Raw genomic sequence first — 22640 nt, 5'->3', positions numbered from 1 at the left:
AAAATTCAAGAAATGAACTATCCTGCTAAAAATACAGAAATAGTTGCTCCAAATTAGTTGTTATAAATAGTTGATGCTAATTTGATCAATTTGTATAGGCAACTTCAATCAGAAAAAGAGTTAGAGAAATATAGAAATCGAATGGTCTAAAACTATAATGGAGATAATTATTTAACACTTACTAACTTTTCTTCTATATCTGAAGCTGAAAAAGCAGTACAGAGTTATTGGAGTGCATTTGATAGTCTTATTTCCAAAAAGAATCAGTAAAGCTCAAATTATATTTTGAAATTGTTAAATATGCACTCAAAAAAAGGAAAAGTGCATTCAATAGGAGGAAAAAGAATGAACGAAGCTAGGAAGTTAGACAATATTAGGGAGTTTTTTAAAAGAACGAATATAGAATCTATCGAGGAGAAAAATTTTATTTTTGGCTATGTTGAGCCAAAGTTCTGGAAGTACATGGTATTTCAGGCGGGAGCTGTAGCTGTAGCGGATATGAAAAACTTACTTGTGTTCTTTACAGAAGAACAAATTATTCTTGTAGGGTTAAGTTTGTCAGGAAATTTTACAGAGAATATTTCTTATCTGGATCATAAAGATATTATTGATTTTAAATACAAAAAAGGACTAATACAAACAAAAATTATTTTTAAGTACAATGATGCTAAAGTAATAATCAAGACACCTCAAGTAGTCTTGACCTCTAAGTGGCAAATGACCAATCTGCAGTATCTAAAAGAAAAGAATTTTTTTATACAATAAGAATTCCAAAAAAGAATCGATAGTTATACAGACTGACTATTAAAGAGGTGTTGTAGTGGAAAAACTAAATTTTACTGAAATGTCACCTAGATTTAAGGAACATAGAAATTTTTTAAAGCTTTCTTCAGTCTTAGTAGATTATGGATATATGTGTTCTTGGTTACCAGTAGATGATCAAGGTGCAGATTTTATTGCGGTTCATTGCAAAACAAACCATGTTTTAAAAATTCAGTTAAAAGGAAGAGTTTCAGTGGAACGAAAATACTTTGGTAAAGATATCTATATGGCTTTCCCAATAAATGATAGGAAGCCATTGGAAAATTGGATGATAGTGCCACACGATAAGCTTGTAAAGATATTTATTTCAGCTAGTTCATGGGAAAAACTAGGAGGTAGGAGTAGCGGCAGAGTACCATTAAAGATATTGAATGACGTAAAAAAAATATCAATTATTGAACCAGTCAATTTGCGGTAATCCAAAACTAAAAATTTCCAAAAAAAGATAGAAATTAAATCCTCATACAATTGAGAGGAGGAATGAAAATGATAAAACCTAATTTGATTCTAGGCGTAAGCTGTCTGCTACTTTTTTCTGGCTGTGGCACTGGTACTAAACAAGAAACCCAACAGCAAGCTGAAGAATCAAGTACAAAAAGTCAATCTGTGGATAATGAATTTGAAGAATTGGTGCAACAAGAAGAATATGGTAAAGCGTTAAACATATTAAGTAAGAAAACTAAAAAAGAAGATAATGATATTTATTATAAGCGAGGAGTTTGCTTTTTCTATTTGGATAATTATCAGTTTGCCTTAGCCAATTTTAGAAAAGATCGCGAACTAAATGGAGAAAAGCACGAAAAGATAGAAGAGATGTTTGAAAAAATAGATAATGTTTTTGATGAAACAGATTTCCAAGTTACTGAAGAGATGATGAATGTTGTTTTAAAAGATGAATCAGAGAAAGAGAAAGCGGTTATCAAATTGTATTCCTCTGATAATTGGAGAAAGAGACAATTCTGGTTTGGTTACTTCAAGAATAAAGAAAAAGAAACATATATCTTATTCAATACTGAAACAAAAGTTGTTCAATATCTAGATGAAAAAATATTTGCTCAAAAGTTTAAGGATACTTATTTTGTGAACTATGAAGAACAACGTCCACTATTTTCGGTAAATGATCCATCTGAGTATTCGCATTGATTAAATAATAAACAAGTAACTAACTAACTCAAGAAATATCAGATGAAAATACTCAGCTTCCCAAAAAACGATAGAAAAAGAAAAGACTAGTATATAATAGAGAGTATAATCAAAACATTTTCAGCTATTATTTATTATTAGCTGAAAAAACACTTCCCCAAAAAATAGTTAAAGGACTGAGTAAAATCTTGTTAAAAACCGAATCTGTATCTTTTAAACATAACGAACAATCAATCATAACCGATATGACAATATCTTTTGAAAAAGGCAGTCACACCACCATCACCGGACCTTCAGGCAGTGGGAAAAGTACGGTACTTAAGTTGTTGGCTTCTTTACTAACACCAACAACAGGCAAAATTCTTTTTAATGACCAAGATATTGCAGGATTAAGACCTGAAAATTACCGTATGCAAGTATCATACTGCTTTCAACAACCATCTTTATTTGGTGAAACAGTACGCGATAATTTCATGTTCCCATATGAAGTACGCAAAAAGGACTTTCAAGAAAGTCACGTACTAGAATTACTAAAAGAAGTAAAACTACCTGAAAGATATCTCAATAAAAAAATCACCGAATTGTCAGGTGGAGAAAAACAGCGTATTGCCTTGATTCGCAATGTGATATTCCTGCCAGAAGTATTACTTTTAGACGAAGTGACAGCTGGTTTAGATGAAGAAAGTAAACAAATCGTCAATCAGTGGCTGTTGCAATTGAATCAGGAAAAAAATGTTACATTGATTCGTGTGACCCATGATACAGAAGAAATCGCTCAATCTACAATTGTTAAAAGGATTGTGGCAGGTCGATTGGAGGAAGAAAAATGAACTTAGCGGTGAACGATCTTTCGCTATTATTTGCTGGAATGCTTGTTGTTGTTGCATTAGGAATTAGTTATAAAGAAAAGTTAGGCTTTACCAAAGATATTATTATTAGCGTGTGCCGTGCTATTATTCAATTGATTTTAGTTGGTTATTTACTGAAGTATATCTTTCAAGTCGATAATAAAATTTTGACAGTTGTAATTGCTGGAATTATTGTTGTTAATGCTGCGTTAAATGCTAAAAAGCGCAATAATCATTTAAAAAACGGCTTTTTGATTTCTTTCATTGCAATTGCTTGTAGTACAGGTGTGACGATTGGTGTGTTAGTTCTCTCGGGAGCGATTCGGTTTATTCCTTCCCAAATCATCCCTATCAGCGGGATGATCGCTAGTAATTCCATGGTAGCGATTGGATTGTGTTATCGAAACATGGATAGTTTATTTCACGATCAAAGACAGGCTGTTCTTGAAAAATTGGCATTAGGTGCTGATATCAAGTTAGCCTCAAGGTCAATTGTTAGAGCAAGTATCCGAACAGGAATGGCGCCAACAATTGACTCTGCTAAAACAGTGGGGATTGTAAGTTTACCTGGAATGATGTCAGGGCTGATTTTCGCTGGAGTTGATCCAGTACATGCGATTAAGTATCAAATTATGGTGACTTTCATGTTATTGTCTGCTACGAGTATTGGTTCAGTACTTGCGACATATCTTGCTTATAAAAGTTATTATAATGAGCAGAAACAATTGATTATATAAATAAGAAAAAACGATTGGACTTCTCTTCTAGAGAAAAATCCAATCGTTTTTTTAAATACTAGCGCCGCCTCCTCCGGAAGAGCCGCCGCCTCCAGAGAAACCACCGCCTCCACCGAAGCCGCCGCCCCCTCTTGAAGAGCCACCGCCAAAACCGCCGCCTCCCCAATACCAAGGGCCACTGCCGCGGCCACCACGACCGCCCCCTCTAAATAGTATAAAAGGAAGAACAACGAAAATCACAACGAAGATGCCAAAGATATCTTCAACGCCTGAACTACCTCCAGAAGAAACATCTTCCAATTCATTATCTGACAAAGCGTTTTTATCTGCTGGGTAGTCGTAATGTTTATCAATCAAGGTGGTGACTGCATTAAATGTGTATTGTAGACCGTTATTGATTGAACCTTCATTACTTGATTTCAAGTCGTCTTTCGCTTGTTGCAAAATATTACCTGCAATACTATCAGTGATGACATCTTCCAAGCCGTAACCAACTTCGATCCGAACATTTCGTTCACCGTCATTTACTGCGTATAGAATCAAAACACCGTTATTTTCTTTTTGATTTCCAATCTTCCATTGTTTAAAAAGGTCGGGAGCATAACTGTCGACACTGTCACCGTCTGTTGAATCAATTACACCTAAAACAACTTGTGGAGCTTCTGGTTTCCCTTTATAGATCTCCCCTTTTTTATCAACTAACTGTTTAGTCGTCTCATCAAGAATGCCTGGTTGATCTAAATAAAAATGATCGGGAGCTGCGGGTAACTGCTCAGCAAATACTGTTGTATGGAAGCCGATGAAAAAGGCGACAAGGAAAAATAAACTACTAGCTAATAACCCTCGTCTAAACATTTTCATTGTAATCACTTCCCGCCAGATGAATTAGTTGAATTATCAAAATTCACAGAAGGAACAGTAGTAGCCGTTGGATCAGCTTTAAAGTAGTCCTTTTTACCTAATCCCATCATATTTGCAAAGATATTTTTAGGGAATGAAACCACCTGTTCATTGTATTCTTTTACAACTTCATTGTAACGTTTACGTTCAACAGAAATGCGGTTTTCAGTACCTTCTAATTGAGTCATCAACGTTTGTACATTATTACTTGATTTCAGATCTGGATAATTTTCGTTGATAACGTTGATTAATGTACCAACTGATTGATCTAATTCTTGGCTAGCTTTGATTTTTTCTGAATCATTATTGGCAGAACCGTATGCTTCACGAGCTTTGGCAATATCACCAAAGACCTTTTGTTCCTGTTGCATACTACCTTTAACTGTATTAACTAAGTTTGGAATTAAATCCGCTCTACGTTGCATTACGTTTTCAACTTGACTCCATTGGGATTCAACGGACTGTTCTTTCTTCGCTAATCCGTTGTATTGACTGACTCCAAATACGCCGAATAAAACAATGACGATCAAAGCAATCAAACCAACTTTTGTTGTATTTTTTTTCATAACTTTCTCCTCCTAAATATAAAACCTCAATGGGTTTCTTAAAGTAACTGTAATGATATTGTAATGCTTATGAAATATCTAGGCATCCATCTTAAGACCTATTTTTTATAAAATAAGATGTAAAGTAGGGTAAATATCTCTTGTTTCTTAATTATAAGGACTTTTACGATATAAGCCAAAGGAAGAAACTTATCCAAGGTCTAGAAGAAATGAAAAGAGAACAAATCAAAACGAAAATAAGTCTGAATTTGTCCTCGAACATGTCTTTTATTTTTAGCGAAGTAATAGAATTGGTAAAAAGCTGAGTGTATCAAAAGCTACGTGAACGAGCCAAGTCACCCAAATCGAATGACTCTTTTTAAATAAATAATTTAACACTAAGCGACTGGGAATGATTGTTACCAAAATTTGAAGTAAATTGAAATCATAAGCTGTAAGATGCCACACTGCAAATAGTATTGAACAGAATAAAGATGCTTGCCAAAATTTCCAATTCCATTTTTTCCAAGTGCTATAAAGTAAAGGAATGCTTAATAATTCCTCTCCTAAAATCATAATCGGTATATGCGTCACAACATAACTCCAAGTTAAGCTATCGTTTACAGAATTCGCTGATGGCGGCGTTCCAGCAATCAGTTGCCACAAATTTCCAAAGAGTAAAGAAGTAAGAAAGAGAGTAGGAATACCAATCAGAATCCATTTAAAACTAAAATGTTTGAACCAATCGATGAATTCATTTTTTAATATAAGGTAGGAAAGGCTTCCTGCTAAAACAGCATTAAAGAATATAGAAAAGAAATCTAACACAGGGGTTACGGTAAAGAGAATTGGTAATAGCTGATAAAGAATACCAACCAAAATAATTCCGAAAGCTAAAGAAAATCCTTGTTTTTTCTCTGACATAAAAATACCTCCTAGTTTAAAAGCAGAAAGAGCTAGATATTACAGCAGTATTGTTTAACCTCAGCAAAAGACTGTGAGGTGTTTTTAACACGTTGAAATCTAACAGATTTACTTAGTCTGATTATAAAGAATTTTAAGTAGTAAGCAAAAAAATATGATTCATATGGGTCAATTTTTTTCTTAGGCTAGAAGAGAAATCATTGCATAACTGATTTTATTGAGTACGGGGATGAATAACAATTACTGAAAAAGCAGTTGATTCATTTGATGTTAAAAGGTAAGTTATGAAAAGAGCGAAGGGAATTTTTAAGAACAAAGAATCAAAAGTTATTGATTATAGAAAAGATGATAAAACTAAAAATTGATCCTTTTAAAATAGCATTTTTAGATAGGAATAGCAAAATAGTTATGGAGTCAGTAATTAATTGACTTCCATAGCTATTTTGTTATTTTCTAATTGAGTCCAATCATTTTGAAAAAACAAAACTAGATTAGACCCAATGTTTCTTTTTTTTGTAGCGTTTACATTATATATTGAGTACAGGAGGAACAAAATGATTGATGATCGAATGAGCTATTTTATCGACCTGCCAGCAGAAGTGGGTTACTCAATTCAAGAAATCAAAGAGATTACAGGGCTGAATTCAGATAGGATTATTGATCAGCTTGGGATGATAAACGAATGGTTAATGAAATTCTCTTATCAACAAATTTATTGGGAACAGGATAAAATCTACTTTTCAAAACAATTAGCTGATAAATGGCTAGAGATTCAATTTGGCAAGAAGGAAACGGAAATCTATTATTCAGAACATGAAAGACAAGCCTTGCTTTATTTGTTAACAATGATTTCTGAGGAAGATTTATCTGTCTATCATTATCAGGATTTTCTGCAAGTCAGTAAAAATACAATTTTAGCTGATATCAAAAAATTACGCCAAGAATTGTCAAAGAAGCGAATTACATTGGATTATTCTCGTAAGGATGGTTTTTACTTGTCTGGGTGTGAAGAGCAAATTCGAATTCAGGCACATCAGATGATTGCTAAAACAGTTCTATCAGTTTCAGGAAAATGGGGATTAAAAAAAGGGTTAAGAAAGTATTCAAAAACGTTTGAAGCTAGCGTTCGCTCTTATTTTTTTAAAGCGATCAAATCAAGTGAATTAGTGATCGTTCCAAGTCGAATCGAAGAGACAATTTATTTTATGGCATACATCTTGTGGCGAGCTAAAAGATATTCTTTTAGACTGGATTATCAAACAGACATTGCTTTAAAAGAGTTGAATGCTTTTTATGGAAGTCAGATGTTTTTAGCTGAATTTCCGGAAATCTTAGATCTTGAAAATGAGCAATTATATTTTACGCTGATTTTTATGACAATCACGCAAGGAGAAATCAGGGATACAGCGTTAGAATTTTTGTTAGAATGTGCCAGTCAAATTATTCATGAAATGGAACGATTGGCTGCGATTGAGTTTAAATCTTATCGGAAATTGTTATTGGATCTTTTTTATCATTTGGTGCCAGCTTTTTTTAGGATCAATTATCATTTTTCGTTATCTAATGTGCTGATTGGAGAAATCAAGGAACAGTATGGCGAAATGTTCACCTTAACGAAAAAAGCACTACATCCTTTAGAAATATTAGTAGATAAATCAATTCCTGATGAAGAAATTGGCTTTTTCACGATTTTATTCGGTGGTGAGATTGGTAATCAGCGAGAATTAAATCGAGTGGTCCGATATAAAGCGTTAGTCTTATGTCCAAGCGGCATCAGTTCGTCATTGATCATGCAGTCGGAATTAAAGGAATTATTTCCAACGATCGATTTTAGTTTGACGACGACTGTGGATCAATTGGAAAGTATCTCAGAATCTGACTATGATGTGATTTTCTCTAGCGTTTCGTTAAACACACACAAGAAAACATATCTCGTTAATCCAATCATGTCGCAATTGGAAAAGAATGGGTTAATTCGAAAAGTTCAAGAAGATTTGTTAATCCCAGGTATTGTTGTCCCTTCTATAGATGAAATTATCGACACCTTACTACCTTATATTGAGCTGAAAAAGGATGTTACGAAAGAAAAAATCTACCGCATTTTAAATCGGAAAATGATCAACAAATTAAAAGAGAAAGAAGATGGTAAGCCAATGTTATCTGAGTTACTAACGACGGATATGATCCAGTTGACGGATGAAAAATTAAATTGGGAAGAAGCAATTACTTATGCGGCCCAACCTTTAAAACAACAAAGGAAAATCACTGAACCTTATATTGAAGCAATGATCCAAAAGGTCAAAGATTATGGCGCCTTTATTCACATTGGCAAGGGAATCGCACTGCCTCACGCCAGACCAGAAGATGGAGTCAAGGAACTAGGGATGTCCCTTTTAAAAGTAGAAGAACCTGTTTTACTTTTAGATGATCCTAAGCATGATATTACAATTTTTATCTGTTTAGCAGCGGTGGATAATGAGATGCATTTAAAAGCGTTGGCAAGTTTAACGAAAATCTTATCCAACAAAGAGAATTTAGAAAAACTATTAGCAGCAAAAGACCAAGAAACAATTATTCAGTTATTAATGGAAGGAGAATCATTATGAAAATGGCAGCAGTTTGTGGATCTGGATTAGGGTCTAGCTTTATGGTGGAAATGAATATCAATAGTGTGTTGAATGAATTGGGGGTAACAGGAATTGAGGTAGCCCATTACGATATGGGCAGTGCAACACCGGATTTGGCAGATGTGTTTTTTGTTGGTGGTGATTTGGCGGATAGTGCGCAACATTTAGGAAATGTTGTGGTTTTAGACAGCATTATCGATATGGATGAGTTGAGAGAAAAAGTGAGAGCGGTTTGTGTAAAAGAAGGATTGCTATAGAACAATGAATTCATTAAATTTTTGAAATAATCTAGCTTGTTTAACTTTTAAAAAGAAAGTAGGAGAAAAACATGAATGGTGTTTTAAATATATTGATCGATATTGCGAGTACTCCGGCGATTTTGGTTGCACTGATCGCAGTTCTTGGATTAGGGTTACAAAAAAAGCCGATTTCAGATGTTGTACGTGGGGGAATCAAAACCTTTGTTGGGTTTTTAGTGGTGACAGCAGGAGCTGGTGTAATCGAGGGATCACTGGCACCCTTTGGAGAAATGTTCCAACATGCTTTTAATATGCAAGGTGTAGTACCGAATAATGAAGCAATCGTTGCATTGGCTTTGACGAAATATGGAACGTATACAGCACTTATTATGTTAGCAGGAATGGCATTTAATATTCTGATTGCACGCATTACGAAATTTAAATATATTTACTTAACAGGTCATGCCACACTTTATATGGCGTGTATGATTGCGGTAATCATGAGTGTGACAAAGATGAGTGCTGTGCCGTTAGTCTTAGTTGGCGGTTTAGCCTTAGGCTTAGCAAATACAATTTTCCCGGCTATTGCACAACCATTTACCAAACAAATAACGAAAAATGATTCTGTGGCTTTAGGACATACTGGAAATTTTGGCTACGCTCTTAGTGGATTTATCGGAAAATATGTGGGAAATAAAGAAAAATCAACGGAAGATATTAATTTTCCGAAAGGCTTGTCATTTTTACGGGATTCGACGGTTAGTATTACGTTAACGATGGGAATTGTGTATACAATCGTGGCGTTATTTGCAGGAAATGAGTTTATTTCTAAGAACCTTAGTAATGGGACAAATTATATTATCTATGCGTTACAACAAGCAGGAATGTTCGCTGCAGGCGTTTTTGTGATCTTAGCAGGTGTTCGTTTGATTTTAGCTGAAATTGTGCCAGCGTTTAAAGGGATTTCTGAAAAATTAGTGCCTAATTCAATTCCAGCGCTGGATTGTCCAATCGTTTTTCCTTATGCGCCAAATGCTGTGTTGATTGGCTTTTTAACTAGTTTTGCAGGTGGAATTGTTAGTTTGTTTATCATGATCGCAACAGGTACGACTGTGATTATTCCAGGTGTGGTACCTCATTTCTTCTGTGGGGCGACGGCTGGCGTTTTCGGCAATGCAACGGGTGGCGTTCGAGGGGCTGTGGTAGGGTCGTTCATTCATGGTGTGATCATCAGCTTTATGCCGATTTTATTGATGCCAGTTATGGGGGATTTAGGGTTCCAAGGATCGACTTTCTCCGATACAGATTATGGGGTGACAGGGATTTTCCTTGGTAAATTAGCAGATATGGGCGGTCAAATGTCAGTGATTCTAGGTGTTTTAGCGGTATTGGCATTATTGATTGGATTAACTATTTTCGGTAAGAAGAAAACTTCTGAAACGAAGGAGGCTGCATAATGGAAATACAGAAATTTGCCGATCAGATTCGTTATTATACGATGAAAGAGTTAGATAATTTAGGATTTGGGCATTTTGGTGGTAGCTTGTCGATTGTTGAAACGCTCGCTGTATTGTATGGCAAGGTGTTGAATAGTTCACCAGAAAGAAAAGACGATCCAGACCGTGATTATTTTGTCTTATCAAAAGGACATGCTGGGCCTGCGCTGTATGCTACATTGTTTTTAAAAGGGTATTTTGATGAAGCATTTCTTTATAGCCTAAATCAAAATGGAACGAATCTCCCTTCACATCCAGACCGAATGAAAACGCCTGGAGTAGATATGACAACGGGGTCTCTAGGTCAAGGGATTTCGGCTGCTACAGGGATTGCGAAAGGCAATCAGTTGTTAGGAAAAGAGAATTATACGTATGCGATCGTGGGGGATGGCGAATTAAATGAAGGACAATGTTGGGAAGCCTTTCAGTTTGCGGCACATCAGAAGTTGGATCACTTGATTGTATTGATTGATGATAACAAGAAACAATTAGATGGTTATACAACAGATATTTGCGATCCGTTTGATTTTGTCGAAAAAATGCAAGCTTTTGGGTTTAATAGTTGGCGTGTGAATGGTGGAGATGTTGAGGCGATTGAGAAGGCTTTGGTTCAAGCCAAACAAATGATAGGTAAACCAACAGCTATTGTTTTAGATACAGTAAAAGGACAAGGGGTTCCTTACTTTGAAGATTTGCTAGATAATCATCATATCCGTCCAGATGAACATGGTAAGAAAGCTATCAAGGAAGCCATTGAAGTATTAGCTGAAAAGATCGAGGTGAATCAATAATGAAAGACTTAGAGATGCGGCAAGTCTATACAAAAATAATCCTAGAATTAGCAGAAAAAGATCCGAATGTCTTAGCTTTAGAAGCAGATCTAGCCAGTTCAATGGGGACTAGTAAATTAAAAGAGCAGCTAGGTAAACGTTATATCAATGTAGGGATCATGGAAGCAGAAGAAATGGGAGCAGCTGCTGGTTTGGCTGTCACTGGTTTTGTCCCATTTATCCATACCTTTGCGCCATTTGCAACGAGGCGTTCCTTTGATCAAGTCTTTCTTTCGCTTGGTTACGCTCAAAATCATGCGGTAATTGTGGGAACTGACCCAGGTGTTACAGCTGAAATGAATGGTGGGACGCATATGCCATTTGAAGATATTGCCTTGATGCGGGTTATTCCAAAGAATAATATATATGAAGTGTCAGATCCCTATCAGTTTAAAGCTGTTTTAGAATATGCCCATACAGCACAAGGGTTATTCTATATTCGGACGATTCGTAAGCAAGCTAAGCCGCTTTATAGTGGAAATGAAGACTTTTCCAAAGGTTACCACAAGTTGAAATATGGCACGGAAGGCACGATTTTTGCCAGTGGAATTATGGTAGAAGAAGCCCTTCAAGCAGCAGAAGGCTTAGAGAAACAAGGAATCTCTGTTCAGGTAATTGATCTGTTTAGAATTAAACCAATGAATGAAGACATCGTAATCGAAGCGGCTAAACTAGGACCAATTGTAACCGCAGAAAACCATAATGTAATCGGTGGATTGGGTAGTTCTGTAGCGGAAATAGTAGCTGAAAATCATCCTGTGAAAATGAAGCGAATCGGTGTCAAAGAACAATTCGGTCAAGTTGGTAAAATGGAGTATTTAAAAGAAGTTTATGGATTAAAAGCTGTTGATATTTCAAAGGCGATGGTAGAGTTGTTAAATTAGGTAAACAGATGTAGAGTTTGGAGGTCTTCCAAACTCTTTTTTAAGTTGAGAAATAGCGAACGCATCCCGTTATTTCTTTTGTGCTATTATAAAAGAAATAACTATTTATAGGAGAAAAAGATGAAAGAAAAGCAGCCGTCAAAATTCGACTGGTACCACAACCAATGGGGCAAACCCACACATGATGATCGTTTACTTTTTATTTTACTAACTGTAGGAACTTTTCAAGCAGGCTTAAGTTGGAAAGCAGCTGCTGGTAAGTTAGATGCTTTTTTAAGAAACTTCCATAATATGGAGATCCAAAAAGTTGCTGGGATGATGCCAGATGATGTGGAGAAAATCATGGAAGATCCTGAAATGATCCGTAATCCAAGAAAAATCAACGCAACCATCCAAAATGCACAAGCGATTTTAGCCGTGCAACAAGAATACGGAAGTTTCGCTGAGTATATGTGGGATTTTGTTGGTGGTGTTCCACGTTTGAATGTCTATGAAGAATCGTATGAAGTGCCAAATGTCACGCCGTTATCTAAACAGGTGGCGAAAGATATGAAAAAACATGGTTTTACCTTTGTTGGTCCAGTGGTCACTTATATGTTTATGAAAGCCAGTGGGATGATTCAAGATGAAGTGTTGAATCTTGAATTAAAATAGTTTTGTAACGTGTAAAAAAGTATTGTCCTTATATTTGGTTAAAGATAAAGAGGGGGATGTCTGATGAAAACGAAAAAGCAGACGGCTATTGTTGCTAAAATGATAATAAAGAACCAAGTGACAATACCAAAACCAATTCGTCAGCGCCTAGACATTCATTCCCATGATGAATTAGCTTTCGAGGTTCAAGATAACGGGGATATCCTTGTGAGAAAAAATGAAGAAACAGAAAATATCTGGCAATTAGTTGCTCAACAACAAAAGAAATATGGTAAAGATGAAGAAACAGAATTCGATTGGGGCGAAGAGGTTGGTGACGGGGTATTTCAGAATGAAAAAATTACGACAAGGAGATATTGTCTTTGTTGATCTAAATCCAACAAAAGGTGTGGAAACAAGCAAGAAAAGACCTTATGCAGTTGTTAGCAATAACCAATACAACGACTTGCTAAATACACTCATTGTGGCCCCTATTAGCAGTTCTCCGAAGTATCAGGAAAATACTAAATACAGAGAGTCATCATTGTTTATCGATTTACCCGATGGTGAGAAAATAAATGGAACGATTTTATTACAGCATTTAAGAAGTATCGATTCTAATGTTAGAATCAACTAATCAGCTATATCACGGATAAGTGAAAAGTCACTGGATAGACTGAAAAAAGTTGTTCAACAGTTTTTCTAAGGACACTATTAAGAACGAAAAACAACTTGTGTAGGTTATATACGACGTACACAAGTTGTTTTTTATTTTCTAGGGACTATTCAGTATTCAAAATTTCCCCAATATCAAACAACAAGACGTCAAAATTTTGATAAACTACTTCAAACATTTCAGCACAAGCGTTCATTTCTTGCGGATTTCTTCTTACTTTCCCTTCAAGAAAGTGAGTCATAAAATGAAGTGCTTCATGCCATTCTTTCAACTCAAGTAAATAAGATTTTGCCTTCAAAATATCCTGATAAGCAATTGTTTTTGATTCCTGTGATTTTCCCATGTCTACATTCTCCTAGCTTAAATTTAGTCTGAAGCCCAACTAGATAAGCAAACAAAAAACGATCAGACCCGCGCCTCATCGTTTTCAATAGACACAACCACAACAAACTTGTCGACACAATTCAAAAGAATTTCTCACATAAGGTAGAAATCCACACTGAAATTGGGTACAATAAAACAAGCTAGTACTTCGGTATTGGCTATCGGCAACTTGTATTGGCAGGTATTGCTGTCTTTACAGGGCCTCATGATTTTGGTTCCCGCCAAAATGTGAGGTGCCGTTTTTTATTTTCTATCAGGTCGTTGTTACATAATAGGATAGAAACAAAAAAAGATACCGGGAAAATATCCCAATACCTGTTCATCAATAGTATGAACTAACCTTACTATTTCACTTCTCATCAAATAAAACACGACAAAAAAGAAGCGGTCAAATACACTTGATTTTTGTACAATGAAAGAAGCTAGTTGCAGTGCTAGCGACTATTGGCGACTTGTATTGGCAGATATTGCTGACTTTACAAGGACTTCAAGTATGAGGTTCCCGCCAGATACTTGAGGTGCCAATGGTTATTTATATATGATGTAGCTTTATGAACTTTTTCTAGTTAGTTCGTAAAGCTTTTTTTCGTTACTATCCTATATCAATAAGTATAAAGAACTTAACATGAATGGTCAATACGAACAAGGGAATAAATTGTTAGAATTCCCCAATTACATCGAATTTCAGTAAATCAATGATTTATATGGTGAAAGCTGCTAGTGCTATTTCACTGGGAATTAGTGTCGGCTATGAATTGCCAGCATCTTTTTTTTGGGGTATCAATCACAAAAAAAGCGTGATAAGGGTATAACGCTTTAAGTTATATCTGTGCTAGAAAACTAGAATAAACATTGGGAATAGGACATTCTGTCCTAATCGCCTAATAAAATTGGATACAATAAATTACATGATTAAAAATACATATTCGAAAATATATTATGCTTATTAGCATTTTTTGTTAATTAATATTTACATAGAATATAATTAATGTTATGTTAGGTTTTATGAAGCGTTTACTAATTGAACGGATGGAGGTTATTTAAATTGAAGAAAATGTTAAGTTTAGTATTGTGTACCATAATTACAGTAGGTTTTGTAGCACCATCAGTAGTCTTTGCAGACGAACAGTCCCAGACTACGGAAGTTTCTGAAGTAAGTAGCTCAACAAATACTTTTGAAAAAATTAAGAGCTTTGTGGATAGTGAAATTAGTTTTGATGGAAGTCGTTATATTCTTAATGATCCAGCTGAGATTGAATCATTTTTAATTCAAAATGAATGTCAAGTCAGTTCGGAAACGAATACAGAATTTTCAGGTGCAAAATATTTTGAGTATATTTTAAAAAATATTGAAAAAATGAATGCTAAATTAGCAGAGGGAAATTATCATACAACAGTCGATAATGGAATTGAAAAAAATATTCCTTTAACACGTCAAGCGAAACCTGAAATGCCATATAGATTAACTTCTCATTGGTGGGGATTGAAGTTTCAATCTTTTGGGCATAATGGAACAATCGATTTAAAAAGGCTATTTTCTGATTCTATTGGATTACAGATTGCAGCCGCAGGAGTATTGGCGTGTTCGCCCGCTGCAGTTTTTGGAATTATACCTGCTCTAGGAGTAGGATACGACACGCTAGTGTTAAATGCAATAACTGCACTTATAGAAAAAGAACAAGACAAAAAAGGAATCCAAGTTGATACAAACAATTGGGTACCACATTTTTCTGTTTATGCAAACTAAAAAGTATAGGGTGGGATAAAAAATTATGAATCCAATGAATAACTGGTTAACATTATTTTTTTTTAGTATTGCTATATTTGTCCTATACTCATATTTATATATTAATCATGCAACTCAAACTCTAGTAGCTGCAATTTTTCTTATATTAGTATGCTTCTATCGTTTGATAAAAAGATATCGCAAATAGTTCTACTTCTTAATACAGCATTGGTAGAGTTGACTGTTTCAGGTGCAATAGGACTGACTCCAGAAGCGCAGCTTATATCAGTATTTCCCTTGTTCCAATCTGCTTATGATGTTTACTCTAAAAAATTATGAAATTGAATAAAGTTATTGGGACTGTTTCTTTTTAGTTGCTCTAATATTCTTACTATATATACCATAAAAATAGTTTGATTTCTAAAGTTTATAACATTATCAGTAGTATTGTTTGATGGAAGAAATAAAACTAATTTATATCTGCATTATAATAAATTAATCGATCATAGGGGAAAAATTTAAATAAAAGCATAGAACCTTTAGTGTGTTTACTTTAGCATTGAGGAAATTTCTATGCTTTTATTTTATAAAAAGGGAGTCAAGGAAATGAAAATTCAGAAGTGTCTAAGCAAGTTATTTATATTAAACTCATTTTTTATAATTTGTTGTTTATTTGTTATTCGTGGTGGAAATGTGCATGCTGATTTTGTTCCACCAGAAGTAGAGACAGCTGTAATACCAGAATATAATAAACCTTTCAAACCAGTTTTTACTATGCAGCCGACCCCTTTATCAGTGGTTAATGTATTAAATTTTGTTGAAGGATCAACTAATAGACAAATAAATCAGTTACTTAAATATGTTTATCCAAAATATAGCGATGCACAATTAAAATCTGTAACCGCTAATTTGGAACAGTCAAATAAATTTTTGAACAATCAAGGCTATAAAACGAAAATTAGTGCTGATCAGTTGAACCTGTCTTTATTAAAGGAAGAACTGTCAAATCGGAGACCAGTTATTGCATATTTATCAGCAAATGGTGATTATTGGATAGAACAAGAAACGTCAATAATCATATACGGTTATCAAAAAATTACTTTTCCTGGTAGACCTCCTCAAGTTGTGTACATGTATCAAAGTGTGAACCATGGAAATGGTGCTATATATAGTGGTGGTGAGAGTTCAATACCATTATTACTTAAAGAAAGTCAAACAGACCCTTCTGCAAATATTACCTTTAAGTGGGTCTCCACATTATATGGGTTTAACAAATAGGGAGGAATACAGACGGAAAATGTAAAGTGTTTTGGGCTTGGATTGTTTTTGACTGTTGGTTTTATGTTGAATGTAGGAGTAACTAAAGTAGATGCGGCTTCTTTGTACGTGAAATCAACAGATGTTCCAAATGAAACGACTGTACTAGCTACGCAAAATTGGCAAGACTATCTAAATAAAATGATGCTGGCAGATAATGGAAGGAGTACAGACTACTATCTAGGTCAACCTTTTACAATTAGTTATCCTGAAAGTACGACCTATAATTATCCAATTATAGCGAAAGAAAACAAGCAAATAGCTTATCTTTTACAAATTGATTCTTCAGATAGTAAAAATCCAGATAGTTTTATTTTATCAAAGGCGTTAGCAAAGAAACTCGAAGAATTAAGTTTGATGATTCCATTTGATGGCAATCAAGCAATCACATTAGATGGACTTAATCAAAATATTTTTTATGAGTATCAAGGAACGCAACAGCCACTGCTAACTACTAATGATATAGATGTTCCAGATGTCTCTTCAGATTCGCAAATATCTATTAATATTGATATAACTGAACCAACTGCGCAGCCTAATTTACGGATGGAGAGAGCTTCAGTAGAATTTGAAACGAACATACTGCCTTGGCCAGTATATGAAACTCAAACAGACCAACCTTGGTGCCAAGAGTTTACTATGGCTTCAGTTATTAATTATCAAGTTGGAAAACAAGTTACGTCTGCTAGCGATATTATTCATAAATCATATCCTAGAGCAACTGAATCACAGCTCATGGATATAAATTGGGTTACTAAACAAAGCCTAAATGATATTACTAACTATGTAAATAAAGCCTATAACTATTCGATTAAGTTCGAGGGGAACAAACTCCCGTTCTCGATGATAAAAAATGAGATTGCGAATAATGCGCCAGTTATTACTGATTTAAATTCGAGTACTACGTATGGTCATTCTATAGTTCTTATGGGCTATACTGCGCCCAAAAATGGAGATATAACTTCGTATCTTCCTTATTATTTTTATTGGAATCCATGGTGGGAAGATACCTTTATTGTGTCGAGTAATTCGAAATATATGACACTAGGACAAACAAAATACGAGTGGTATCGAACGTTATATAATTTTAGAAGAGGAAAGTACCAAGATAAAATTGGTACAGTTGTTACTTTACAATCATTTGCATCTCAATACCAAACAGGAGAAAATATTCCTACAAACTTAAGAAACAAAGAGTATAGTATTAAAGATGTGAAAGAAGTTAAACAATCCAATTCAAAATTAGCTTATTATCTTGATGGTTTAAACAAATGGGTACTAGAACAAGATGTAAAACAGTATGCGACTCCTTTATTGAATAAAAATGTATTATTGTTATCCAAAGCTACACATGCTCAAACGGGAGAATTTCTTGATTCTTCTTTAAGGAATAAAAGATACTCGGCAATACAAGTTAAACCAGTGAGACAATCTAATTCAAAATTGGCTTATTATTTAAATGGGTTAAACAGATGGATTTTAGAACAAGATCTTTCTCAATAATAAAAAAACGAGCAGAACGATTCTTATCTGCCCGTTTTTTATTTTGGCTCTTTATCAACTAATATTGGTAAAGAAAATCCAAAGAAGTAAATTGATTATTATGAAGGTACTCATCTAACCTCTTACAACTCTTCACCATTACTCTTAATCACTTGCTGATACCAATCAAATGATTTCTTCTTAGAACGTTCCAACGTCCCTTGTCCTTCATTATCCTTATCTACATAGATAAAACCATACCGTTTCTTCATCTCACCAGTCCCCGCAGAAACCAAATCAATAAAGCCCCAAGGTGTATACCCAATCAACGGAATGCCATCAAATTCAACAGCTTCTTTCATCATTTCAATATGGGCTTTCAAGTAATCGATGCGATATTGATCATTGATCGTGCCATCTGGTTCGATTTCATCAATCGCACCAAAGCCATTTTCCACAATAAACAAAGGCAATTCATACCGTTCATTAAACCAGTTCATCGCATAACGCAAACCAAGTGGATCGATTTGCCAACCCCAATCAGATGCTTCTACATAAGGATTTTTCACTAAATCTTTTGACTCATCATAATCAAAAGCAGGACCCTTATCATGATCTTTAATGGCAAACGACATATAGTAACTAAAGCCGATATAATCCACACAGCCATGCGTTAAATCAGTCAAATCCTGTTCTGTAATATCTAAATCAAACCCTTTACGAGCCAAATAGTTTTCCATAAAACTTGGATAATGACCTCTCACATGAACATCGGTAAACCAGTAACGTTTTTGCATAGCACTGACTGACATCATCATATCTTTTGGATCACATGAATACGGATAAATAGGGCACATGGCAATCATACAACCAATTTGGAAATCAGGATTGATCTCATGCCCGATTTTAACGGCTTGGGCACTGGCTACTAATTCATAGTGAGCCGCTTGATACATAATTTTTTCCCGATCTTCCCCTTCTTGGTATTTAATCCCAGAGTTGGTAAATGGAGCAAAGTCTTCCACATAATTCGCTTGATTATTGATTTCATTAAAGGTCATCCAATAAGTCACTTTATCTTTATAACGTTCAAAACAAACACGGGCAAATTTCGCAAAGAAATCGATCATTTTACGATTACGCCAGCCGCCATATTCAGTGACTAAATGATAAGGCATTTCAAAATGAGATAGTGTTATAACTGGTTCGATTCCATAGCTTAAACATTCATCAAATAAGTCATCATAAAACTGTAAGCCTTCCTCATTGGGTTCTGTTTCATCACCATTTGGGAAAATTCTTGTCCAAGCAATGGATGTTCGGAAACAGTTTAAGCCAAGATCCGCAAACAGTTTCACATCTTCTTTATAGTGATGGTAAAAATTAATGGCTTCATGATTAGGGTAGTTTTCACCCTGCAACACACCATCCGTAATTCTTCGAGGTACACCATGAGCACCAACGGTCATAACATCAGCTACACTAACACCTTTACCACCTTGGTCCCAACCACCTTCTAATTGATGAGCCGCAACTGCGCCGCCCCAAAGGAAATTTTCTCTTAAAATTGACATGAACTCTACTCCTTATAGCGTCTGCTCTATTTTTTACAGATAGCAGACACTTTTTTATTCTAGTACTATTTCGCCACCAAAATCACTACACATCTGGGAGGAATAAGTTGAACGGATCAGTTGTGCAGTGAATTTTAGAGCGATAGTGAACGGGTTTGTTAACTTTCTGATTCAATTTCTTCTAATACTTCTTCAGTGATCGGTTGATTTGTTTCTTCTGCATAGTTGATGGCATCCATTTTTCTAGCAAATGGTAGGTAGATAAAGAAACCTAATGTTAAGACAAATGCTTGTAGTAACGCTGCTTGCCAACCGCCAACTAATAAACCTGAAATGATCGGAGGTGTCGTCCAAGGGACTTGAACCGCTGTAAATAATGGTACCAAACCAGTATATAAAGCAAAGTAAGTAATAACTGATGAAACAACTGGTGTTAAGATAAATGGAATGGCCATGATTGGGTTCATTACGATCGGTGTGGCAAAAGTAATTGGTTCATTAATATTGAAAACGGCAGGACCGATTGACAGACGACCAAGTTGTTTGAATTGAGCTGATTTAGCGAAGAACACCATATAAACAACTAAGCCAAGAGTCATACCGGCACCAGTTACCGTTAAAAATTGATCTAAAAATTGTTGTGTTACGATATGACCGCCATTTGCAACAGTTAATTCTTTACCAGCTTTTAAAATATCAGTATTTTCTAAAGAGTTAGCTTGTAAAATCGGTCCCATGATACCACCAACGATTGTTGAACCATGAACGCCGAAGAACCAGAATAAAGGAACCAAGAAACCAAGAACTAAAGCGCCGCCCAAGGAATCAGTCACACCTTGAAGTGGAGATTGTAAAACATCGTAAATGAAATCAAAGAATGTTGTTTTAAAGACTTTATCAAAGAAAATATACGCAAACATCGCACCAGTGATTAAAGCTGCAGCTGGAATCAAGGCAGTAAATGAGTTTGCAACATTTTCAGGAACAGCTTCAGGTAATTTGATCCGAATGTCATGACGTAAGAACCAGCTGTAAACCCAACCAACGATAAGACCAACGATGATTGCTGTGATCATTCCCTTACCAGCAGTCCAATCTTTATTGATGACATTGCCAATCGTCACACCGCTGTCTAAATCAGTCACATCTGGAGACATAAATAAAATAAAGACAACAAGTGAAATCATTCCAGCAGGTAGACCTTCAAAGCCTTCTGTTTTTACGTAGGAATAAGCGATCCCGATTACTGCAAAGACTGACATGATGGCAAAAGATGCCCCATAAGCCTGATTAAAGTAAACGACCAAACCACTATCTGTGATCCATTTTGCCACGGATTCGATCGGTAAATTGGCTAATAATAGAAAAATCGAACCCACGATCGTAAATGGCATGGTATACAACATCCCATTTCTTAATGCTGTAATCGCTTTAGTATTGACGAATTTTAAAACGGGCGGTAGAACTTTTTCATTGATCCATTCATTCATTCTAAACCTCTCCTTTGGTTAACTAAAGTAACGGAAAATAAGTGCGTGTAGTAGTATTTCAATAGAGCGGCCGCTCTGATTTAAATCTACTGAATACGTTTACATTTATACTATAAAAGAATTTTGTTTCGATTTAAATAGATTCTCCTAGTTAAGGAACATGTACCGCATAAAAAAACAATCGAGTGTTTTTTATTTTTTCATTGTTGACAATTGTAAGGTGACTTTCCCATTTTTAAAATCGGTTAATTATATATTATATGTCCCACCAATGCCGTAATGTATCCGTGTCCTCACCATATTCTTTTTCCGCAAAGTATCTAGCACTCCCTTCAACAGTTGGATCATTGATGATTAGTGCACGTATGCTATCTTGATTTTTAGGTAATCGTTCTTGTTTTTGGCGATTGACTTCAGCGGAATTTTCTGGGGATTTTGGGCTTTTCATTATTTATTGCTTTTCAGTGATTGCTTCTGTTTATAAATGATTAACAGTACATGGAGAGGTCTCTCTCTAGCGGCAGTTTTTTTAAAACAATAGAAACCAAGAAAATCTTTGTCAAAATAGTTGATTCATTCAAACGCTATGATAACTCTGCTTTTTCAGCCAGTTCCTTACTTGCTTGATGAGCAAGTAGTTCGATCAAAGCGACAACCGGGATTTGTGTAGTGATATTGATATATGGGTCAGTATAAATCGATCGTTCATCGGGCATGTAATAAGAAATATTGTAATCAGCTAAACGAGCGATTGTGGAATGTTCATCATTGGTAATACTTAGAATTTTAGCGCCAGATCTTTTGAAATCAGTCACTTGTTTGATTACTTCGGAGGTTTCGCCTGAAACGGATAGAATGATTGCTAATGTGTTTTCAAACCCTCTTTGAGGAATGGGAGTAAATGGATCACCGATACTATATGCATTGATCCCCATATTGGCAAAGTAACGGCTACCGTATGCTCCTAAAATCCCACTTGTACCAATGCCGGAAAAAACGATATGCCGGGCAGAAATGATCATCGTGATTGCAGGTTTTAATGTTTCATAATACGTTTGTTGGTTAAGTCGCTTTAAAAAAGAATCCACATGAATCGTAGCTGCATAGTATTGTTCAAAAGAATGCTGCTGCTGTTCTTCCTCTTTTTTTATCGCATATTTTAATTCTGAAAAACCATCGAATCCCATTTTTGAACAAAAACGTAAAATTGTTGAGGTGGACACGTGACAATTCGTAGAAAGCTGACGAATCGTTAACTTTGGAATAGTGTCCATGTGTTCTAAAATATAATGATAAACAAGCATTTCCAACTCATTTAACGATTGAACTTTTTCTAAATCGAACAAAAGGATCCCTCCTGGAT

The 22640-nt window shown here is 35.2% G+C and carries 24 protein-coding genes; 16 read left to right on the top strand and 8 right to left on the bottom strand.

Going from position 1 to position 22640, the window contains the following annotated elements; translation table 11 throughout:
• The first annotated feature begins 345 nt into the window (after positions 1-345).
• The 5 genes from BCR23_RS09855 to BCR23_RS09835 all read left to right on the top strand — a co-directional run bounded on the left by BCR23_RS09855 (position 346) and on the right by BCR23_RS09835 (position 3550).
• Positions 346-765, top strand: a complete 420-nt coding sequence (locus BCR23_RS09855; protein WP_069635332.1) for a PH domain-containing protein — start codon at positions 346-348, stop codon at positions 763-765.
• A 55-nt stretch (positions 766-820) separates the two neighbouring features.
• Positions 821-1240: a hypothetical protein gene (locus BCR23_RS09850; protein ID WP_069635331.1), complete on the top strand. Its 420-nt coding sequence runs from the start codon at positions 821-823 to the stop codon at positions 1238-1240.
• Between the two features lie 68 nt (positions 1241-1308).
• Positions 1309-1965, top strand: a complete 657-nt coding sequence (locus BCR23_RS09845) for a hypothetical protein (RefSeq protein ID WP_069635330.1) — start codon at positions 1309-1311, stop codon at positions 1963-1965.
• 245 nt (positions 1966-2210) lie between these two features.
• The gene (locus BCR23_RS09840; protein WP_083241952.1) at positions 2211-2795 is read left to right on the top strand and encodes an ABC transporter ATP-binding protein; all 585 of its coding nucleotides are present in this window, start codon (positions 2211-2213) and stop codon (positions 2793-2795) included.
• The gene (locus BCR23_RS09835) at positions 2792-3550 is read left to right on the top strand and encodes an ABC transporter permease (RefSeq protein WP_069635328.1); all 759 of its coding nucleotides are present in this window, start codon (positions 2792-2794) and stop codon (positions 3548-3550) included. The genes BCR23_RS09840 and BCR23_RS09835 overlap by 4 nt, the downstream gene beginning before the upstream one ends.
• Positions 3551-3601: 51 nt before the next feature.
• On the opposite strand, the gene BCR23_RS09830 is transcribed toward BCR23_RS09835, so the two are convergent.
• The 3 genes from BCR23_RS09830 to BCR23_RS09820 all read right to left on the bottom strand — a co-directional run bounded on the left by BCR23_RS09830 (position 3602) and on the right by BCR23_RS09820 (position 5919).
• On the bottom strand, positions 3602-4411 hold the full coding sequence (locus BCR23_RS09830) for a TPM domain-containing protein (protein ID WP_069635327.1): 810 nt from the start codon (positions 4409-4411) through the stop codon (positions 3602-3604).
• A 5-nt stretch (positions 4412-4416) separates the two neighbouring features.
• Positions 4417-5016: a LemA family protein gene (locus BCR23_RS09825; protein ID WP_069635326.1), complete on the bottom strand. Its 600-nt coding sequence runs from the start codon at positions 5014-5016 to the stop codon at positions 4417-4419.
• A 273-nt stretch (positions 5017-5289) separates the two neighbouring features.
• Positions 5290-5919, bottom strand: coding sequence for a CPBP family intramembrane glutamic endopeptidase (locus BCR23_RS09820; RefSeq protein ID WP_069635325.1), 630 nt, complete (start codon positions 5917-5919; stop codon positions 5290-5292).
• A gap of 554 nt (positions 5920-6473) precedes the next feature.
• Here BCR23_RS09820 and BCR23_RS09815 point away from each other — a divergent pair.
• The 8 genes from BCR23_RS09815 (at position 6474) to BCR23_RS09780 (ending at position 13265) form a co-directional block, all read left to right on the top strand.
• A complete protein-coding gene (locus BCR23_RS09815) occupies positions 6474-8525 on the top strand; it encodes a BglG family transcription antiterminator (RefSeq protein WP_069635324.1) in 2052 nt (683 codons plus the stop codon).
• On the top strand, positions 8522-8803 hold the full coding sequence (locus tag BCR23_RS09810) for a PTS sugar transporter subunit IIB (RefSeq protein WP_069635323.1): 282 nt from the start codon (positions 8522-8524) through the stop codon (positions 8801-8803). The genes BCR23_RS09815 and BCR23_RS09810 overlap by 4 nt, the downstream gene beginning before the upstream one ends.
• 71 nt (positions 8804-8874) lie before the next feature.
• Positions 8875-10242: a PTS ascorbate transporter subunit IIC gene (locus tag BCR23_RS09805; RefSeq protein ID WP_069635322.1), complete on the top strand. Its 1368-nt coding sequence runs from the start codon at positions 8875-8877 to the stop codon at positions 10240-10242.
• On the top strand, positions 10242-11072 hold the full coding sequence (locus BCR23_RS09800; protein ID WP_069635321.1) for a transketolase: 831 nt from the start codon (positions 10242-10244) through the stop codon (positions 11070-11072). The genes BCR23_RS09805 and BCR23_RS09800 overlap by 1 nt, the downstream gene beginning before the upstream one ends.
• A complete protein-coding gene (locus BCR23_RS09795) occupies positions 11072-11995 on the top strand; it encodes a transketolase family protein (RefSeq protein WP_083241936.1) in 924 nt (307 codons plus the stop codon). Before BCR23_RS09800 ends, BCR23_RS09795 begins: the two co-directional genes overlap by 1 nt.
• Positions 11996-12115: 120 nt before the next feature.
• On the top strand, positions 12116-12649 hold the full coding sequence (locus tag BCR23_RS09790) for a DNA-3-methyladenine glycosylase I (RefSeq protein ID WP_069635319.1): 534 nt from the start codon (positions 12116-12118) through the stop codon (positions 12647-12649).
• Between the two features lie 63 nt (positions 12650-12712).
• The gene (locus BCR23_RS09785; RefSeq protein ID WP_069635318.1) at positions 12713-13018 is read left to right on the top strand and encodes an AbrB/MazE/SpoVT family DNA-binding domain-containing protein; all 306 of its coding nucleotides are present in this window, start codon (positions 12713-12715) and stop codon (positions 13016-13018) included.
• Positions 12981-13265, top strand: a complete 285-nt coding sequence (locus BCR23_RS09780) for a type II toxin-antitoxin system PemK/MazF family toxin (RefSeq protein ID WP_167352168.1) — start codon at positions 12981-12983, stop codon at positions 13263-13265. The genes BCR23_RS09785 and BCR23_RS09780 overlap by 38 nt, the downstream gene beginning before the upstream one ends.
• Before the next feature lie 145 nt (positions 13266-13410).
• Here BCR23_RS09780 and BCR23_RS09775 read toward each other — a convergent pair whose 3' ends face one another.
• Positions 13411-13647: a hypothetical protein gene (locus BCR23_RS09775; protein ID WP_069635317.1), complete on the bottom strand. Its 237-nt coding sequence runs from the start codon at positions 13645-13647 to the stop codon at positions 13411-13413.
• A gap of 1086 nt (positions 13648-14733) precedes the next feature.
• Here BCR23_RS09775 and BCR23_RS09770 point away from each other — a divergent pair.
• From BCR23_RS09770 to BCR23_RS09760, 3 genes are all read left to right on the top strand, one after another.
• A complete protein-coding gene (locus BCR23_RS09770) occupies positions 14734-15435 on the top strand; it encodes a hypothetical protein (RefSeq protein ID WP_069635316.1) in 702 nt (233 codons plus the stop codon).
• 672 nt (positions 15436-16107) lie between these two features.
• On the top strand, positions 16108-16692 hold the full coding sequence (locus BCR23_RS09765; protein WP_240482547.1) for a hypothetical protein: 585 nt from the start codon (positions 16108-16110) through the stop codon (positions 16690-16692).
• A gap of 48 nt (positions 16693-16740) precedes the next feature.
• The gene (locus BCR23_RS09760; RefSeq protein WP_141706731.1) at positions 16741-18234 is read left to right on the top strand and encodes a C47 family peptidase; all 1494 of its coding nucleotides are present in this window, start codon (positions 16741-16743) and stop codon (positions 18232-18234) included.
• 122 nt (positions 18235-18356) lie between these two features.
• Here BCR23_RS09760 and BCR23_RS09755 read toward each other — a convergent pair whose 3' ends face one another.
• From BCR23_RS09755 to BCR23_RS09740, 4 genes are all read right to left on the bottom strand, one after another.
• Positions 18357-19787: a 6-phospho-beta-glucosidase gene (locus BCR23_RS09755; RefSeq protein WP_069635313.1), complete on the bottom strand. Its 1431-nt coding sequence runs from the start codon at positions 19785-19787 to the stop codon at positions 18357-18359.
• A 158-nt stretch (positions 19788-19945) separates the two neighbouring features.
• On the bottom strand, positions 19946-21277 hold the full coding sequence (locus BCR23_RS09750; RefSeq protein ID WP_069635312.1) for a PTS sugar transporter subunit IIC: 1332 nt from the start codon (positions 21275-21277) through the stop codon (positions 19946-19948).
• A 256-nt stretch (positions 21278-21533) separates the two neighbouring features.
• Entirely contained in the window at positions 21534-21725 is a 192-nt protein-coding gene (locus BCR23_RS09745; RefSeq protein ID WP_069635311.1) for a hypothetical protein, read from the bottom strand.
• 136 nt (positions 21726-21861) lie between these two features.
• Entirely contained in the window at positions 21862-22623 is a 762-nt protein-coding gene (locus BCR23_RS09740) for a MurR/RpiR family transcriptional regulator (RefSeq protein WP_069635310.1), read from the bottom strand.
• Between the last annotated feature and the right edge of the window lie 17 nt (positions 22624-22640).

The organism is Enterococcus quebecensis, from assembly GCF_001730365.1.
Taxonomy (GTDB): Bacteria; Bacillota; Bacilli; order Lactobacillales; family Enterococcaceae; genus Enterococcus_L; species Enterococcus_L quebecensis.
This window is presented reverse-complemented; position numbering and strand designations above follow the sequence as displayed.

Bases quoted from the DNA above. Each gene is read 5' to 3' on its own strand.
- BCR23_RS09855 (WP_069635332.1), top strand. From the start codon at position 346: ATGAACGAAGCTAGGAAGTTAGACAATATTAGGGAGTTTTTTAAAAGA.
- BCR23_RS09845 (WP_069635330.1), top strand. From the start codon at position 1,309: ATGATAAAACCTAATTTGATTCTAGGCGTAAGCTGTCTGCTACTTTTT.
- BCR23_RS09840 (WP_083241952.1), top strand. From the start codon at position 2,211: ATGACAATATCTTTTGAAAAAGGCAGTCACACCACCATCACCGGACCT.
- BCR23_RS09835 (WP_069635328.1), top strand. From the start codon at position 2,792: ATGAACTTAGCGGTGAACGATCTTTCGCTATTATTTGCTGGAATGCTT.
- BCR23_RS09830 (WP_069635327.1), bottom strand. From the start codon at position 4,411: ATGAAAATGTTTAGACGAGGGTTATTAGCTAGTAGTTTATTTTTCCTT.
- BCR23_RS09825 (WP_069635326.1), bottom strand. From the start codon at position 5,016: ATGAAAAAAAATACAACAAAAGTTGGTTTGATTGCTTTGATCGTCATT.
- BCR23_RS09820 (WP_069635325.1), bottom strand. From the start codon at position 5,919: ATGTCAGAGAAAAAACAAGGATTTTCTTTAGCTTTCGGAATTATTTTG.
- BCR23_RS09815 (WP_069635324.1), top strand. From the start codon at position 6,474: ATGATTGATGATCGAATGAGCTATTTTATCGACCTGCCAGCAGAAGTG.
- BCR23_RS09810 (WP_069635323.1), top strand. From the start codon at position 8,522: ATGAAAATGGCAGCAGTTTGTGGATCTGGATTAGGGTCTAGCTTTATG.
- BCR23_RS09805 (WP_069635322.1), top strand. From the start codon at position 8,875: ATGAATGGTGTTTTAAATATATTGATCGATATTGCGAGTACTCCGGCG.
- BCR23_RS09800 (WP_069635321.1), top strand. From the start codon at position 10,242: ATGGAAATACAGAAATTTGCCGATCAGATTCGTTATTATACGATGAAA.
- BCR23_RS09795 (WP_083241936.1), top strand. From the start codon at position 11,072: ATGAAAGACTTAGAGATGCGGCAAGTCTATACAAAAATAATCCTAGAA.
- BCR23_RS09790 (WP_069635319.1), top strand. From the start codon at position 12,116: ATGAAAGAAAAGCAGCCGTCAAAATTCGACTGGTACCACAACCAATGG.
- BCR23_RS09785 (WP_069635318.1), top strand. From the start codon at position 12,713: ATGAAAACGAAAAAGCAGACGGCTATTGTTGCTAAAATGATAATAAAG.
- BCR23_RS09780 (WP_167352168.1), top strand. From the start codon at position 12,981: ATGAAAAAATTACGACAAGGAGATATTGTCTTTGTTGATCTAAATCCA.
- BCR23_RS09775 (WP_069635317.1), bottom strand. From the start codon at position 13,647: ATGGGAAAATCACAGGAATCAAAAACAATTGCTTATCAGGATATTTTG.
- BCR23_RS09755 (WP_069635313.1), bottom strand. From the start codon at position 19,787: ATGTCAATTTTAAGAGAAAATTTCCTTTGGGGCGGCGCAGTTGCGGCT.
- BCR23_RS09750 (WP_069635312.1), bottom strand. From the start codon at position 21,277: ATGAATGAATGGATCAATGAAAAAGTTCTACCGCCCGTTTTAAAATTC.
- BCR23_RS09745 (WP_069635311.1), bottom strand. From the start codon at position 21,725: ATGAAAAGCCCAAAATCCCCAGAAAATTCCGCTGAAGTCAATCGCCAA.